This window comes from Lentisalinibacter salinarum, from assembly GCF_040706555.1.
GTDB classification, from domain to species: domain Bacteria; phylum Pseudomonadota; class Gammaproteobacteria; order Steroidobacterales; family Woeseiaceae; genus Lentisalinibacter; species Lentisalinibacter salinarum.
Genome location: NZ_JAPDRH010000001.1, coordinates 492,709 through 507,609, shown reverse-complemented (window position 1 = coordinate 507,609; position 14,901 = coordinate 492,709). Strand labels below are relative to the sequence as shown.

Here is a 14,901-nt window from a genome sequence, read left to right as displayed (position 1 = left end):
CGGATTTCCGTCCGGCGGACGGCCGGGCGGAAGGGGTGGGACACTATGCCATAACCGGCGCCGCCGGTTCAGCGGAAGCGGATTCCCAGGCACTCCGCGAGCACGCGGCGCAGCGCCGGCAGCGAGCCCGGGTTCAGCACGTTGATGGCCGGCACGCCGCTCAGCTTGCGCACCAGCGCTATTGCCGCGCTGGTGCTCGTGGCCGGCCCCATGACCACGTCCGGGCGCAGGCCGAAGGCGTGCTCGACGCCGGTGACCGCATACGGATCGGAGGCGCACAGGACGGCGCAGCGGATCCGCTCCCCGAGTTCGGCAATGGCCGCGGCGCCATTGTAGGGCTCCAGCGGCGAGGCGCCGGCTTCCACCACCACCACGTCGGGCCGGCGCCGCGCGATGCGCCCGAGCAGCGGCCGGATGGCGGTGAGGAATACGTCTTCCGGCACCACCGTGGAAGGCAGGCCCGCGTCGACGAAGTCGAACACCGCGTCCGCACCCGCGTCCTGGAAACTGAGCACGTCGCGGTAGCGGCCCGCTCCGGTGAGTTTCACGCCGACCACGTCGAGGCCGACATTCGACAGTTCGTGCACGATGACGCGTCCCGCGGTCGTCTTGCCGGCCGACATGGACGTGCCGTAGAGCAGCACCACCGGGCACTCGAGGGACTGCGGCTCGGCCGGCTCGACGAAGTCGCCCATCGCGAGCTTGCGGCCGTCGCGCAGCACGTGCCCCCGGTATTCCAGCGTGAGCGGCTGGGGCAGCATGAGCGAGAGCGAAACGAAGCGTCCGAACAGGCCGGCGCCGGTCATCGCATGCATCTCGTCGCCCTCGATGTCACGCCAGCTGCCGACCCCTTCCAGCGTGGCCTCCCGGTTGCCGAAGGCGCCGACCACGAGATCGCCCGGCAGCACCCGCACGTGACGGCCCGTGGCGGTCTCGATCTCGTACAGCGGACCGGGCGTACCGGTCACGGCGCCCACCACGTAGTCGCCTCCCGCCCAGGCCGTGTGCGGGAGGCGTTCGATGGCGAACGGCTCCACGTCGAGGTCCGCGATACGGGTCAGGCTGCCGAGGAACAGGCCGGTCATGCGTCGCCTCCCCCGGCGATGTCCGGCGCGAGCAGCAGCGAGCCGAGCAGCGCGGTGCGCTCCAGCGTGCGGTCGAGGTACAGGAACTCGTGCTCGGCGTGGGCGCCGTCGCCGACCGGGCCGAGACCGTCCAGAGTGGCGGTGTACAGGCTGGTGGTATTGCCGTCGGAGCCGCCGCCGGCGCGGCCTTCCGTGAGATCGAGTCCGAGCGCCTCGCCGTGGGCCCGGGCCGCCTCCCACAGGGCACGGTTGCGGGGCGTCGGCTCCAGCGCAGGCCGGCCGAAGCCGCCTTCGGCGCGGATCCGCACACGCGGCGTCTCCGGCTCGAGACCGCGGATGGCCGCATCGATGCGCTCGGCATCATCGTGGGCCGGCACGCGCACGTCGATCACCGCCTGGCTCAGCGGCGCGATCACGTTGGGCCGCATGCCGCCGTCGACCGTACCCACGTTCACGCTCACGCCCCGCTCCGCGTCGTTCAGCGCGAACAGCTTCTGGATGACGTGCGAGAGCTCCAGGATGGCGCTGGCGCCGGCCTCCGGGTCCAGTCCCGCGTGAGCCGCCTTGCCGTGCACGGTCACGGTGTAGCGCGCGACTCCCTTGCGCGCCGTCTTCAGCTGTCCGTCCGGCCCCAGAGAGGGCTCCAGCACGTAGGCCCGCCGGGCGACGCGCGCGAGCCGACGGACGTGGCGACCGGAATCGCGGCTGCCGATCTCCTCGTCCGCGTTGACGAAAACCACCGGCGTGAGCGGCGGCTCGAGACCGAGGGCGCGCAGGGCCGCCAGCGCGAAGACGATCTGGGCGAGCCCGCCCTTCATGTCGAATACGCCGGGCCCGCGGATGACGTTGCCGTCCACCTCGAACGGTCGCTCGGCCAGGGTGCCGACGGGCCAGACCGTATCGTAGTGACCGATCACGAGCTGCACGCCGGCGCCGCGCCGCCGGTGGCGGGGCCGCGCATAAAGATGGCCGCCGGTCTGACGGCCGTGCAGCGGCTGCGTGTGGTAGCCGAGTTCTTCCAGGCCGGCCGCGAGCAGTGACCGTACCCGCCGCTGCGTCTCGGGCACCGACGAGGGTGACTCCGCTTCGACCAGTTCGCGCAGGAAACCGATGAGCCGGTCCCGCTCGGTCTCGAGCTGCGCCAGGATCTCGGGTCCACGCAGCCGGTCCATGGCCTATTTCTTCATGTCGGCCGGGAACGGGAAGGCGTTCGACGCGTCGACGCTCGCGAAGCGCCCGGGGTGGAGATAGGCGAACAGGGGCGCGTCGCGGATCAGCTCCTGGTCGTCGCGGTCGGAGGCGCGCAGCGCGGCGGCATCGATCCACGCGGCGACGATGCGCCCGGTGACCAGGCTGTTGACGCCGAAGTCGTCGTAGGTCCGGTGGTGCTCGCATTCCAGGAACAGATACGCGTCCTCTATGAACACGCCGTCGATTTTTTCCGCGGGAAACGTGGTGAACGCATCCAGGACCGGCTTTTCCCCGGAGTCGCACCGCGGCGAGGCGGCCAGGCCCGCGAACAGGACCTGGGAGGGCCTCGGATAGCTGACCGTGAAGACGCCCGTGCGGCGGATGTTGCGGTAGGTGCTGTGGGAGGGCGTGCAGACGAAGCCGAAGTAGTTCTCCCAGCCCATCGGGGAGACCATGTGCTTGGGCGCGAGGTCCGGGCTGCCGTCCTCGTCCCGGGTGCCCACCAGCACCAGGGGCGCCACCGTGAAGCAGCGCTCCCACACGGGGCGCGAGACGTCGAGTGCCACGCGCCGGCTGCGGGGTGCATCCGTCATACCGACCTCCTTGCGGCTGCCTGCCGGCCTCGCTTCCACGCTACCGCCGGCCCCGTGTCCGACCAATAAGTAGATGCCGCCGGCGCGCGGGGCCTGACGGGAAGTTCAGGGGATGGGCAGCTCCGTCGTGCGCCGCACCGTGCGCAGCGCGACGCTGGAGTGCACCCGGGCCACACCCGGCAGCGTGGCGAGGTGCTGGCGATGGATGCGCTCGAAGTCCGCCATGTCGGCGACCACCAGGCGCAGCAGGTAGTCGAACTCGCCGGTCATGAGATAGCACTCCATCACCTCCGGCAGCTCGCGCACGGCCGCCTCGAACGCGTCGAGGTCGCTCTGCTCCTCGCGCTGCAGCGTGATGCTGACGAAGACGTTGCCCGGCAGCCCCACCCGGTTCTGGTCGAGGAGCGCCGCATAGCGCTCGATGAGCCCGGCCCGCTCGAGAGCTCGCACCCGGCGCAGGCAAGCGGATTCGGAGAGATTCACCCGGGCGGCGAGCTCCACGTTGCTGATGCGCCCGTCGCGCTGCAGGGCGCAAAGTATGGCTCTGTCGTAACGATCCGTATTCATCGCAGGGAATTGCGTATTAACAGCTTATTCTCGCAGATTCTGCCATGAAAGCCGGTCGGCATGCCCGTAATTCGCAACGGCCGCCCGCCCCCGGCGCTATGCTGTTGATATCTGAGACTGCCGGCGAGACAGGGGGAACACCATGCGTATCGGCGTACCGAAAGAGATCAAGATCCACGAGTACCGGGTCGGCATGGTGCCGGCCGGCGTGAAGGAGATGGTGCAGGCGGGCCACGAGGTGATCGTCGAGACCGGTGCCGGGCTTGCCATCAACATGAGCGACGACGACTACCGCGCGGCCGGCGCCAGCATCGCGGCCAACGCGGCGGAGGTGTTCGAGCAGGGCGAGCTGATCGTCAAGGTCAAGGAGCCCCAGCTGAAGGAATGCGAGATGCTGCGCGAGGGGCAGGTGCTGTTCACCTACCTGCATCTCGCCGCCGACCCCCAGCAGGCAGAGGGCCTGGTGAAGTCGGGCTGCACGGCCGTCGCCTACGAGACCGTCACCGGTCCCGGCGGCTCGCTGCCGCTGCTGACCCCCATGAGCGAGGTGGCCGGGCGCATGTCCATCCAGGCCGGTGCCTTCGCGCTGCAGAAGGCCGGCGGCGGCCGCGGCATCCTGCTCGGCGGCGTGCCCGGCGTGCGGCCCGCCCGGGTCGTCGTGCTGGGCGGCGGCGTCGCCGGCACGAATGCGGCGGAGATGGCCATCGGCCTCGGCGCCGAGGTGACGGTGATCGACCGCTCCGTGCCCCGGTTGCGACAGCTGAACGACATCTTCGGCGGCCGCCTGAAGACGGAGTTCTCCACCCAGCATTCCATCGACACCCTGGTGCCGCGGGCGGACCTCGTGATCGGCTCGGTGCTGATCACCGGCCACGCCGCGCCCAAGCTGGTCACGGAGGAGCACGTGAAGGCGATGTGGCCCGGTTCGGTGCTGGTCGACATCTCAATCGACCAGGGCGGTTGCTTCGAGACCAGCCGGCCGACCACGCATGCGGAACCCACCTACATCGTGGACGACGTGGTGCACTACTGCGTCACCAACATGCCGGGGGCGGTGCCGCGCACGTCCACGTTCGCACTGACCAACGTGACGCTGCCCTTCGTGCGCGCGCTGGCGGACCACGGCTGGCGCAAGGCGCTGGCGGCCGACGCGCACCTGGCCCACGGGCTGAACGTGCACGCGGGTCACGTCACGCACGAGGCCGTGGCGGAGGATCTCGGCTACAGCTACATGCCGCCGGAGGAAGCGGTCCGCGCGGCCTAGGCACGACGCCGGCCGGTGGCGCCGGCCGCGTAGAACGCTAGCCGGACACCCGCCGGCCGCCCTGCCAGTAGCGGTCGCGGAGTTTGAACTTCTGCAGCTTGCCCGTGGCGGTGCGGGGCAGTTCCTCGATGAACTCCACCGACGTGGGGCATTTGAAGTGCGCCATGTTGTCCCGGCAGAAGGCGATCAGCTCCTCCTCGCCGACGTCGTGACCGTCGCGCAGCACCACCAGCGCCTTCGGCGTCTCGCCCCACTTCTCGTGGGGCACGCCGATGACGGCACACTCCAGGACGGCCGGGTGCCTGTACAGCGTATCCTCGATGTCCGGCGAGCTGATGTTCTCGCCGCCGGAAATGATCACGTCCTTCTTGCGGTCGACAATGTGGATGTTGCCCACCGCGTCCCAGACGGCGAGATCGCCGGTGTGGAAATAGCCGTCGCGGATGGCCTTGTCGGTCTCCTCGGGCTGCTGCCAGTAACCCTCGAACACCACGTTGGAGCGCGCGCAGACCTCGCCCACGGACTCCCCGTCCTTCGCCACCTCGTTGCCGTCGCCGTCCAGCAGCCGGATGTCGACGCCGATGGCCGGCACCCCGGCGCGGGCGCGGCGCTGCCAGTCGTCCTCCGCCGTCCCGTAGTCAGGGCCGGAATAGGTCAGGAACGGTGACGTCTCGGTGAGGCCGTAGAGCTGGATGAACTGCCAGCCGAGCTCCCGCTCCAGGCGCTCGATGAAGGCGGCGGGGGGCGGTGCGCCGGCCACGGTGAAGCGCGGCTTCACGGCGATTTCGTGGGCGTCCTTGTCCGGGTAGTCGAGGATGGTGCGCAGCACCGCGGGGGCCATGCAGGCGAAGGTCACGCCCTCCTGCTCCATCAGCTCGTAGATGCGCCGGCCCTCCACCGCGCGCAGGACGACGTGGGTACCGCCCATGCCGGTCAGCGCGTAGACGCCGCCCCAGCCGTTTACGTGGAACAGCGGCAGCGTCCACAGCTCCACGTCGTCATGCGCCACGCGCAGATGGGCGATCAGGCTGTAGGCGTTCAGGTAGCAGTTGCGGTGCGTGAGCATGACGCCCTTCGGCCGCGCCGTGGTGCCGGAGGTGTAGTTGATGGAGACCACGTCGTTCTCGTTCCGCGCCGGGGGCGCCGGCGCGTCCGACGACGCTGCCGCGATGAGCGCCTCCCAGTCCGTCCAGCCGTCCCGTTCGGCGCCGTCGTGGGCGGCCACCACCCAGTGCTCCACCGTGGGCAGCCGCTCACGGATGGCGTCCACCATGCCCGTGTACTCGTAATCGACCAGCACCGCCTTCACGCCGGCGTGATCGATGATGTAGGCATGGTCTTCCGGCGTCAGCCGGTAGTTGAGCGGTACCAGGATCGCGCCGATGCGGGCGGTGGCGAAGAAGCTCTCCAGGAAGAAGTGGGAGTTCGGACTCAGGATGCAGACCCGGTCTCCCTGCCCGATGCCCAGCCCCGCCAGCGCGTTGCCCAGCCGCCAGACCCGTTCCGCGTATTCGGCGTAGGTATAGCGGCGATCGCCGTCCACGACCGCGGTCTTGTCCGGGTACAGCCGCACGGGGCGCTCCAGGAAATCGTCGACGAGCAGCGGTACCTGCATGCGGCATCCCCCTTCCGGTTATCGTTGTCTGCGTCGCCGCGCGAGGCGTGGCGAGTCATGTGGCGCGTCGTCGATTATGCGCACTCCGGCCGCGGGATTCATCTGTTCCGGCCACGCTGCGGTCAGCCACGGCAGACAGCGGCCGGCGCTCTCGCGTAGGCTGACCGCATGATCATGGGCTGCGAGCAGGACTGCGGGGCATCGGCATGGACCCGACGGGCTGGCCGCTGACCGCGCTGGTGGCCGCCTTCGGCGCGGCGGCGGCACTGATCGGCGTGTTCGGAGTGATCATGACCCGGGCGGCGCGGGACCTCGCCCACCGCACCGGCCTCGGCGAGGCGCTCATGGGCGCCGTACTGATCGGCGGCGCCACGTCGCTGTCCGGCATCACCACCTCGGTGACCGCCGCCTGGAACGGGCACGCGGAACTGGCGGTGAGCAATGCACTCGGCGGCATCGCGGCGCAGACCGCCTTCCTCGCCATCGCGGACATCTTCTATCGCCGGGCCAACCTGGAACATGCGGCCGCGTCGGTCGAGAACCTGATGATGTGCGCGTTCCTGATGATCCTGCTCGCGCTGCAGATGATCGCCTTCGCCGTGCCCGGGCTCGCCGTGCTCGGCGTACACCCCGTGAGTGCCGTGCTGATCGGCGCCTACCTGCTGGGCCTGTCGCTGCTGGTGCGCACCCACAAAAGCCCCATGTGGCTGCCGAAGCGCACGGCGGACACGCGCCCGGACGGCAGCGCCCGCCCCCTGCGTACCCGGCTGGGACTGCCGTCGCTGTGGCTGATCTTCGCCGGCTGCGCCGCGCTGGTCGGCTCCTCGGGCTGGGTCCTCGCAAGAGTCGCCGTCCCGCTGGCCGCCCGGACGGGGCTGTCGGAGAGCTTCGTCGGCGGTACCCTCACCGCCGTCGCCACCTCGCTGCCGGAACTGGTCATCGCCGTCTCGGCCGTGCGCATGGGCGCCCTCACGCTGGCGGTGGGAGACATCATCGGCGGCAACGCCTTCGATACCCTGTTCGTGGCCGTATCCGACTTCGCCTACCGGGAGGGCCCCATCTACGCGGCACTGGCAGGCGGCGAGCTGCTCTGGCTGGCGCTGACCCTGCTGATGACCGCCGTCCTGATGGCCGGCCTGCTGTTCCGCGAACGCCATGGCGTGGGCAATATCGGTTTCGAGAGCGTCCTGCTGCTGCTCGTCTATCTCGCGGGCGCCGGCCTCGTCGGGCTGGCCGCCTGACGCACTCAGCCGGGCGGCGGCTCTGTCGAGCGGCGACGGGTGACGAAGAACGCGATCAGCACGCCGACGAAGACGACGGCGATGATCAGGGTGGCGAGCGCATTGATGTCCGGCGTCACGCCGAGCTTCACCTTCGAGAAGATCAGCATCGGCAGCGTGCTCGCGCCGGGGCCGGATACGAAACTCGCGATGACGAGGTCGTCCAGCGAGAGCGTGAACGCGAGCAGCCAGCCGGCCGCCATGGAGGGGGCTATCAGCGGCAGCGTGATATCGAAGAGCACCCGGTGCGGCCGCCCGCCGAGGTCCATGGCGGCCTCCTCCAGCGAGGTATCCAGCGCGACGACCCGGGACCGCACCACCACCGCTACGTAAGCCATGGCGAAGGTGATGTGGGCGATGGTGATGGTCGTCGCGCCCCGCCCTCCCGGCCAGCCGATGAGGCCCTGCAGCGTCACGAACAGGAGCAGCAGCGAGAGACCGGTGATCACCTCGGGCATCACCAGCGGCGCAGTGATCATGCCGGTGAACAGCGTCCTGCCGCGGAAGCGGTGGAAGCGCGCCAGGGCCAGCCCGGCCAGGGTGCCGAGCACGGTCGCGACGGTCGCGGTAACCAGTGCGACGCGCAGGCTGAGCAATGCCGCATCGAGCACCTCCTCGTTGCGCAGCAGTTCCCCGTACCAGCGCGTGGAGAACCCGCCCCACACCGTGACCAGCCGCGAGTCGTTGAACGAATAGATCACGACCAGCACGATCGGCAGATAGAGGAAGGCATAGCCGAAGGCAAGCACGCTCAGCAGGAAACGGGACCGGTGCCTCATCGCTCGCCCCCCGCCTGGTAGCGCTGCAGCAGCATGATCGGCGCGACGAGGAGCAGCAACAGCACCACCGCGACGCTCGACGCCAGGGGCCAGTCCCGATTGACGAAGAACTCGTCGAACAGCACGCGGCCGATCATCAGACTCTCCGGGCCGCCGAGGAGATAGGGGATGACGTATTCGCCCATGGCCGGGATGAAGACCAGCAGACAGCCGGCTATGACGCCCGGCCGCGACATGGGCCAGGTGACGTCGCGGAACGCTTCCCAGGGCCGCGCGCCGAGATCCGCTGCCGCCTCCACGGTGTCCGGGTCCAGCCGTTCCAGCGTCGCATAGAGCGGCAGGACCATGAACGGCAGATAGGAGTAGACGATGCCGATGTAGATCGCCAGATCCGTGTAGAGGAGCGCGAGCGGCTGATCGATGACGCCCAGCCAGAGCAGCAGCTGGTTGATGAAGCCGTGGTTGTTCAGGAGACCGATCCAGGCATACACCCGCAGCAGGAACGAGATCCAGAACGGCAGGATGATGGCGAGGAGCAGGTAGCCGCGCACCCGCTCGCCGGCGCGCGCTATCGCGAGCGCCATCGGGTAGCCGAGCAGAAGACAGAGGACGGTCGCGCTCGCGGCCAGCAGCACCGAACGGAGATACGTGTAGAGGTAGAGTTTGTCCTGCAGCAGGAACAGATAGTTGTCCATGCTCGCCTGCAGCTCGCCTGTGGCCGGATCCAGCAGCGGCGTGAACGGCGGCTGCGCGATCACCGGATCGGCCAGGCTGATCTTCAGGACGATCGCGAACGGGGCGAGGAAGAACGCCAGCAGCCAGATATAGGGCGCCGCCACCACGATCCGCTCCCAGAGAGCGTCGCGGTGGCGGTGTCCGTCCGGATGAGGCACGCCGTTCAGTCCTCGAGCAGTATCGTGCTGGCCGCGTCCCAGGACAGATAGACCTCGTCCTCCCAGTCGATCGGACGATCGGCCGAGCGGCGCCGGTTCTGCGCGCTCACCAGCACCACCTTGCCGCTGGCGAGCCGCACCTGATAGAGGGACAGATTGCCGAAATAGCCGAAATCCCAGACGACGCCGCGCAGCGTCGTCTGCTCGCGCCCGGCCGGCGGCTCCTTGTCGATGAAGATCTTCTCCGGGCGGATCGCGATACTCGCGCGCCGTCCCGGAGCGGGATTCTGCGAGGTCTCCGCATGCAGGACGGTGCCGGCATCGGCGCACTCGACGGCCACGCGGTCGCGCTTCGCCTCTGCCACCCGGCCCTCGAAAATATTGATGTTGCCGATGAACTCGGCGACGAAACGGCAGCCGGGATACTCGTACACGCGGCTCGGCGTATCCACCTGGCGCAGCCGCCCCGCCTCCATCACCGCGACGCGGGTCGACAGCATCATCGCCTCCTCCTGATCGTGGGTGACCACGACGAAGGTGATGCCGAGCTCGTCCTGGAGATTGGCGAGTTCGAACTGGGTGTGCTCGCGCAGCTTGCGGTCGAGGGCGGCCAGCGGTTCGTCCAGCAGCAATACCTTCGGCTGTTTGACGAGAGCGCGTGCCAGCGCCACCCGCTGGCATTGCCCGCCGGAGAGCTGCCCGGGCCGGCGCCCGGCGAACTCGGCGAGCTTCACGAGTTCCAGCATGGCGGCCACCCGGTCGTCGATCTCGCCGCGGGGCAGGCGTTCCTTCTTCAGACCGTACGCGACATTGTCCCGGACGCTCATGTGCGGGAAGAGCGCGTAGGACTGGAACATCATGTTGACCGGGCGCCGGTACGGCGGCTGGTCGGTCACGTCGGCGCCGTCGATGATCACGCGGCCGGCGCTGGGCGTCTCGAAACCCGCCATGATCCTGAGCAGCGTCGTCTTGCCGCAGCCGGAAGCGCCGAGGATCGAGAAGAGCTCGCCTCGGTAGACGGCGAGATCAACGCCGTCCACAGCCACGAAATCGCCGAAGCGCTTGCCGATGCCCTGCAGCTCGATGAACGGACGCGCGCCAGGCTCCTCCCAGGGGCGTTCCGCCGCCTTCTGTTCCGGCGTCCTCGCGCCCGGCACTGCCCCCTGCATCAGATGCCGCTCTTCACCCGGGCCCAGGCCCGTGTGCGGGGTCGCTCCATCTTCGGCGGCGACACCGGGGCGAGATGGGCGCGCTCCCAGACGGCATCGTCGGGATAGATGCCGGGATCGTTCACGACCGCCGGGTCGAGCAGCGGCAGCGAGGAACGGTTGCCGTTCGCGTAGTAGACGTAGTTGGAGATGTCAGCGATCACCTCGGGCCGCAGCAGGAAGTTGATGAAGCGGTACGCATTGTCAGGGTGCGGCGCGTCCGCCGGGATATACAGCCCGTCGTACCAGAGCAGCGTGCCCTCCGCCGGCACCGTGTACTCGAGGTGCACGGGCGCCGCCGTCTCGGCCGCGCGCGCCGCCGCCTGCGCGTAGTCGCCGGACCAGCTCATGGCGATGCAGACCTCCCGGTTCGGCAGATCGCTGATCATCTTCGTCGAGCTGAAGTAGCGGATATAGGGCCGGACGCGCATCAGCTGCTCCTCCGCCGCCTGCAGATGCTCCGGCTCGAGGCTGCCGGGCGGCAGACCCAGATAGGCCTGCACCATCGGGAAGACGTCGGTGGGCGAGTCGAGCAGCGTCACGCCGCAATCGGCGAAGCGCCGCACGATCTCCGGGTCGAAGAGCATCCTCGCGCTGTGCACCGGCGCGTCGGGCATGCGCTCGCGCACCAGGTCCACGTTATAGGCGAAACCGGTCGTGCCCCACATATACACCGCGGAGTGTTCGTTGGCGCCGGGGTAGCCCTCGACCTGCTCGATGATCTTCGGGTCCAGGTGCTTCCAGTTCGGCAACCGAGAGCGGTCCAGCGGCTGGTAGATGCCGATGGGGATCAGCCGGGCCGAGAACTGGCCCGAGTGCACGACGACGTCGTAGCCGGTATTGCCCGCGAGCAGTTTCGCATCGACGATCTCGGACGAATCGTAAGTGTCGTAGTTGACCTCGATACCGGTCTCGCGCTCGAAGCGCTCGATGGTGTCCGGCCCGATATAGTCCGACCAGTTGAAGACGTTCACCACTTTCGCGCCGCCGTCGGCTCCCGACTCGCTGCCGCCGCAGCCTGCGCTCAGGAGGAGGAGGCCGGCGACAAGGATGACGGCCAGGGCAGACGAAACCGCCGATAAAGTCGATGAGATTCGCATCGGCTCCTTATGCGCAAAATCCGGCGGGTTGTAAAGCGACCGCGCGGGCCGATCCCGCCGCGGCGCGGCATCACATGCCATCGAGTCCGCGCTTCAGCAGGCAGCCGGCGATGATCTGGCGCTGGATCTCGCTGGTGCCCTCCCAGATACGGTCGACGCGCAGTTCGCGGAAGAAGCGCTCGGCCACGTTCTCGCGCATGTAGCCGCGGCCGCCGAATATCTGCACGGCCCGGTCGGCCACGCGGTTGGCCATTTCAGAGGCGTACAGCTTCACCAGCGAACAACGGGCGTGCAGCGTTTTCACGTCCTCTCCGCGGTCCTGGGCCGCCGCTGCCTCGTAGGTCATGAGCCGCGCCGCCCACAGCTCGGTGACGCTGTCGGCGAGGAGGGCCTGTATCGCCTGCTTCTCGGCCAGCGGCTCGCCGCCCACCTCCCGCCCGGCCGCGAACGCCGTAGCCTCCTCGATCAGCCGCGCCGCCGCGCCGCAGCAGCGCGCCCCGATCATCAGCCGCTCACGCCGGAACCAGGCCCGCGTGTAGGTCATGCCGTCCCCGGCCCGCCCCACGCGCGCCGCGGCCGGCACGCGGACGTCGGCGAACCGGTAGGTGGGATGATGCGCGGCGAAGGTATGGCTGAAATGGGGGCGGTCGATCATCTCGATGCCGGGCGTCTCCTGGTCGACGAAGAACAGGGCCTGCTCCTCGCCCCCGTCGACGCGGCCCTGGAACCAGAAGAAATCCGCGAGGTTCGCGCTCGTGACGTACCACTTTTCGCCATTCAGCAGGTAGTCGTCGCCGTCGCGGGCGGCGGTCGCCGTCAGACCGGCCACGTCCGAGCCGGGTCCGGCCTCGGTGATGGCATAGCAGTCGTGCCGCTCGCCACGCATCAGCGGCAGGATGTAGCGCTCGATCTGTTCCTCGCTGCAGGCCTCGAACATCCAGCTCTGCGGTTCCGCGAAACACCAGGAGAGCGCATTGGTGGTGCGTCCAAGCTGCTCCCAGACGGCGGCCTGGGTCACGACAGGAAGCCCGAGCCCGCCGTACTCCTCGGGGACGTCCATGGCGCTGAAACCCAGTTCGAGCGCGCGTGCCTTGTTGCGCGCCTCCGTCTCGGGCGGCAACCGGCCGTCGTTCAGCTCGGCCTCGATCTCGTGCGGCTGCAGATAGTCCTCGGCGAAGCGGCGCGCCCTCTGCTGCCACTCCCGGCTCGTGTCGTCCAGCTGGATGTCCATTCTTCCCGTTCTCCCGGCTTCTGCGTTCAGCCCTGCGCCAATCCCGCCAGATGTTGCGGGAACAGGCTCTCCAGTACGGCGAAGGTGGTGTTCCGAGCCCGCCGCCGGCTCCACTCGCCGGGACTCATGAGGCAGTTCAGCCACAGCCCGTCCGTCAGCGCCGCCAGCGAATCGGCGATGGTGCGCGCGTCCATGCCCGCGCCGCCGCCCTGCGCCAGCATCTCCCCCACCACTGCAGTCAGCCGCCGCTCGTTGGCCGCGTCGCGGGCGCGGCAGATGCGCCGGTAGGTGGGCCGGGACTTGGCCTCGCCGTAGAAAGCGAACCAGACGGCGAGGGTGCGCCGGTTGCAGACCGACGGGCTGAAATCGGCCGCCACCACCGCGGCCAGCCGGTCGGCCGGATCGGGCCCCGCGCCCGCCAGGGCCTCCGAGACGGTCGCCTCGTACTGGTCCGCCAGGCTGCGCAGGGTCTCGTTCAGCAGGTTGTCCTTGCTCTGGAAATGCAGATTCACGATGCCCTGCGCCAGGCCGGCCTCCGCGACCACCTCGCCGAGCGTGAGCCCGCTGATGCCCGAGCGTTCGATGCATACGAGCGTGGCATCGATGAGCTGGCGCCGGCGGACCTCCGGTGCGGCGCGGGTGGCGCGCTGTCTCGTCATTGGTCTATGATAGCGCTTAATGAATGATTGTTCATTCACTTTTTTGCCACAGTGCGTGCGCCGCCGACAGCCGCGGCCGAGGAGCGGACCATGCGTGACCTGACCAGATCCAACGAACAATTCCGCAAGGCATCCACCCGGCTGCCGCTGGGCGTGGCGTCGAATTTCCGCTACTGGGGAGAGGATCGCACCATCTACGTCCGCGAGGGCCGGGGCGGTCGCCTGACCGATATCGACGGCAACGTCTACGTGGATTACCGGCTGGGATACGGGCCCTGCATCCTCGGCTACGCCGACCCCCGCGTCGATGCCGCGGCCCGGGACGGCATGGACGTCGGCGGCGTATTCGCGCTCGCCACCGAGCGCGAATACGAGGTGGCGGAGAAGATCGCCCGCATGGTCCCCTCGGCCGAGCTGGTGCGCTACTCCAACTCCGGCACGGAGGCGGTCATGGCCGCGCTGCGCCTGGCCCGCGGCTATACCGGCAAGGACTCCTACGTGGTGGTCGAAGGAGGCTACCACGGCGTGTTCGACTCGGTGCTGTGGTACTCCGACGTGGAGGAGTGGGAGCCGGGGGACGGCAAGCCGGAGGTCATGCCCTACAGCGAGGGCGTACCGCACCTGATGAAGAAGCTCCACCACACGGTGCCGCTGAACGACGCCCAGGCGCTGGAGGACGTGTTGCGCCGCCACGGCGACGACATCGCCGCATTCCTGATCGAGCCGATCATGGGCAACTGCTGCTCGATCACCGCGGAAGCGCAGTATCTCGCGGACGTGCGGGAGCTCTGCAGCCGCTACGGCGTGCTGATGATCGTGGACGAGGTGAAGACCGGCTTCCGGGTGGCGAAGGGCGGCGTGCAGGAACTGTTCGGCATCGAGGCGGATCTCTGCACCTTCGCCAAGGCCGTCGCCAACGGCTACCCGCTGGCGGTGCTGGCCGGCCGCGAGGAGTTCATGCGCAAGATCGAGGACGGCGTCGTCCACGGCGGCACGTTCACCGCCCACTCGGTGGCTCTCGCCGCGGCCGAGAAGACGCTCGAGATCCTCGAGGAGACCGACGCGCTCGCCACCATCGAGGACTACGGCCGGCGACTCCAGGCCGGCATCGGCGAGATACTGGACCGCCGGTCGATACCCCATTGCTTCGTCGGCCATCCCTCGATGGGCGGACTGTTCTTCCGCGAGGAGCCTCCGCGAGATTACCGCGACTGGGTCAACACCGACTACGGGTTCTACGACAGCCTGGCACCCCACCTGCACGACCTCGGTGTCCTGGTCGAGCCGGACTCGCGGGAGCCCTGGTTTATCTGCGAGGCGCACGAGACCGGCGACTGCCTCGGCGAGACCCTCGAACACTTCGAGGCGGCACTGGAACGCAAGCTGGCCCATGACGCCGGACGGGCCGCGGCGCGTCGCAGCACCGGGTCCTGACG

14 protein-coding genes are annotated in these 14,901 nt (G+C 68.9%); 3 read left to right on the top strand and 11 right to left on the bottom strand.

Annotation, left to right across the window (positions count from 1 at the left end; all coding sequences use genetic code 11):
- Positions 1-68: 68 nt before the first annotated feature.
- The 4 genes from ACJMKZ_RS02115 to ACJMKZ_RS02100 all read right to left on the bottom strand — a co-directional run bounded on the left by ACJMKZ_RS02115 (position 69) and on the right by ACJMKZ_RS02100 (position 3,436).
- Positions 69-1,085, bottom strand: coding sequence for a hypothetical protein (locus tag ACJMKZ_RS02115; RefSeq protein ID WP_405231542.1), 1,017 nt, complete (start codon positions 1,083-1,085; stop codon positions 69-71).
- Positions 1,082-2,257 carry a M20 family metallopeptidase gene (locus tag ACJMKZ_RS02110; protein WP_405231541.1) on the bottom strand — a complete coding sequence of 392 codons (1,176 nt, stop codon included), beginning with the start codon at positions 2,255-2,257 and terminating at the stop codon, positions 1,082-1,084. The genes ACJMKZ_RS02115 and ACJMKZ_RS02110 overlap by 4 nt, the downstream gene beginning before the upstream one ends.
- A gap of 3 nt (positions 2,258-2,260) precedes the next feature.
- The gene (locus ACJMKZ_RS02105) at positions 2,261-2,869 is read right to left on the bottom strand and encodes a flavin reductase (RefSeq protein WP_405231540.1); all 609 of its coding nucleotides are present in this window, start codon (positions 2,867-2,869) and stop codon (positions 2,261-2,263) included.
- A 105-nt stretch (positions 2,870-2,974) separates the two neighbouring features.
- The gene (locus ACJMKZ_RS02100) at positions 2,975-3,436 is read right to left on the bottom strand and encodes an Lrp/AsnC family transcriptional regulator (protein ID WP_405231539.1); all 462 of its coding nucleotides are present in this window, start codon (positions 3,434-3,436) and stop codon (positions 2,975-2,977) included.
- Between the two features lie 142 nt (positions 3,437-3,578).
- On the opposite strand from ACJMKZ_RS02100, the gene ald reads away from it, so the two are divergent.
- Entirely contained in the window at positions 3,579-4,700 is a 1,122-nt protein-coding gene (ald, locus tag ACJMKZ_RS02095) for an alanine dehydrogenase (RefSeq protein WP_405231538.1), read from the top strand.
- Between the two features lie 37 nt (positions 4,701-4,737).
- Here ald and ACJMKZ_RS02090 read toward each other — a convergent pair whose 3' ends face one another.
- A complete protein-coding gene (locus ACJMKZ_RS02090; RefSeq protein ID WP_405231537.1) occupies positions 4,738-6,315 on the bottom strand; it encodes a long-chain-fatty-acid--CoA ligase in 1,578 nt (525 codons plus the stop codon).
- A gap of 206 nt (positions 6,316-6,521) precedes the next feature.
- On the opposite strand from ACJMKZ_RS02090, the gene ACJMKZ_RS02085 reads away from it, so the two are divergent.
- Entirely contained in the window at positions 6,522-7,556 is a 1,035-nt protein-coding gene (locus ACJMKZ_RS02085; RefSeq protein ID WP_405231536.1) for a sodium:calcium antiporter, read from the top strand.
- A gap of 5 nt (positions 7,557-7,561) precedes the next feature.
- Here the strand turns inward: ACJMKZ_RS02085 and ACJMKZ_RS02080 are convergent, their stop codons facing one another.
- From ACJMKZ_RS02080 to betI, 6 genes are all read right to left on the bottom strand, one after another.
- Positions 7,562-8,374: an ABC transporter permease subunit gene (locus tag ACJMKZ_RS02080; RefSeq protein ID WP_405231535.1), complete on the bottom strand. Its 813-nt coding sequence runs from the start codon at positions 8,372-8,374 to the stop codon at positions 7,562-7,564.
- On the bottom strand, positions 8,371-9,267 hold the full coding sequence (locus ACJMKZ_RS02075) for an ABC transporter permease subunit (protein ID WP_405231534.1): 897 nt from the start codon (positions 9,265-9,267) through the stop codon (positions 8,371-8,373). Before ACJMKZ_RS02075 ends, ACJMKZ_RS02080 begins: the two co-directional genes overlap by 4 nt.
- 5 nt (positions 9,268-9,272) lie before the next feature.
- On the bottom strand, positions 9,273-10,436 hold the full coding sequence (locus ACJMKZ_RS02070) for an ABC transporter ATP-binding protein (protein ID WP_405231533.1): 1,164 nt from the start codon (positions 10,434-10,436) through the stop codon (positions 9,273-9,275).
- The gene (locus ACJMKZ_RS02065) at positions 10,436-11,575 is read right to left on the bottom strand and encodes a polyamine ABC transporter substrate-binding protein (protein WP_405231532.1); all 1,140 of its coding nucleotides are present in this window, start codon (positions 11,573-11,575) and stop codon (positions 10,436-10,438) included. Before ACJMKZ_RS02065 ends, ACJMKZ_RS02070 begins: the two co-directional genes overlap by 1 nt.
- 70 nt (positions 11,576-11,645) lie before the next feature.
- Entirely contained in the window at positions 11,646-12,806 is a 1,161-nt protein-coding gene (locus tag ACJMKZ_RS02060) for an acyl-CoA dehydrogenase family protein (RefSeq protein ID WP_405231531.1), read from the bottom strand.
- A 26-nt stretch (positions 12,807-12,832) separates the two neighbouring features.
- Positions 12,833-13,465, bottom strand: a complete 633-nt coding sequence (gene betI / locus ACJMKZ_RS02055; protein WP_405231530.1) for a transcriptional regulator BetI — start codon at positions 13,463-13,465, stop codon at positions 12,833-12,835.
- A gap of 90 nt (positions 13,466-13,555) precedes the next feature.
- Here betI and ACJMKZ_RS02050 point away from each other — a divergent pair, with 90 nt between their 5' ends.
- Positions 13,556-14,899 (top strand): aspartate aminotransferase family protein, encoded by a 1,344-nt coding sequence (locus ACJMKZ_RS02050; protein WP_405231529.1) that lies wholly within the window; start codon positions 13,556-13,558, stop codon positions 14,897-14,899.
- Positions 14,900-14,901 lie beyond the last annotated feature (2 nt).

What these genes read in the sequence shown, in the direction of transcription:
- ACJMKZ_RS02070 (WP_405231533.1), bottom strand. Translation starts at nt 10,436, where the DNA reads ATGCAGGGGGCAGTGCCGGGCGCGAGGACGCCGGAACAGAAGGCGGCG.
- ACJMKZ_RS02065 (WP_405231532.1), bottom strand. Translation starts at nt 11,575, where the DNA reads ATGCGAATCTCATCGACTTTATCGGCGGTTTCGTCTGCCCTGGCCGTC.
- ACJMKZ_RS02050 (WP_405231529.1), top strand. Translation starts at nt 13,556, where the DNA reads ATGCGTGACCTGACCAGATCCAACGAACAATTCCGCAAGGCATCCACC.
- ACJMKZ_RS02085 (WP_405231536.1), top strand. Translation starts at nt 6,522, where the DNA reads ATGGACCCGACGGGCTGGCCGCTGACCGCGCTGGTGGCCGCCTTCGGC.
- ACJMKZ_RS02115 (WP_405231542.1), bottom strand. Translation starts at nt 1,085, where the DNA reads ATGACCGGCCTGTTCCTCGGCAGCCTGACCCGTATCGCGGACCTCGAC.
- ald (WP_405231538.1), top strand. Translation starts at nt 3,579, where the DNA reads ATGCGTATCGGCGTACCGAAAGAGATCAAGATCCACGAGTACCGGGTC.
- betI (WP_405231530.1), bottom strand. Translation starts at nt 13,465, where the DNA reads ATGACGAGACAGCGCGCCACCCGCGCCGCACCGGAGGTCCGCCGGCGC.
- ACJMKZ_RS02105 (WP_405231540.1), bottom strand. Translation starts at nt 2,869, where the DNA reads ATGACGGATGCACCCCGCAGCCGGCGCGTGGCACTCGACGTCTCGCGC.
- ACJMKZ_RS02060 (WP_405231531.1), bottom strand. Translation starts at nt 12,806, where the DNA reads ATGGACATCCAGCTGGACGACACGAGCCGGGAGTGGCAGCAGAGGGCG.
- ACJMKZ_RS02110 (WP_405231541.1), bottom strand. Translation starts at nt 2,257, where the DNA reads ATGGACCGGCTGCGTGGACCCGAGATCCTGGCGCAGCTCGAGACCGAG.
- ACJMKZ_RS02100 (WP_405231539.1), bottom strand. Translation starts at nt 3,436, where the DNA reads ATGAATACGGATCGTTACGACAGAGCCATACTTTGCGCCCTGCAGCGC.
- ACJMKZ_RS02080 (WP_405231535.1), bottom strand. Translation starts at nt 8,374, where the DNA reads ATGAGGCACCGGTCCCGTTTCCTGCTGAGCGTGCTTGCCTTCGGCTAT.
- ACJMKZ_RS02090 (WP_405231537.1), bottom strand. Translation starts at nt 6,315, where the DNA reads ATGCAGGTACCGCTGCTCGTCGACGATTTCCTGGAGCGCCCCGTGCGG.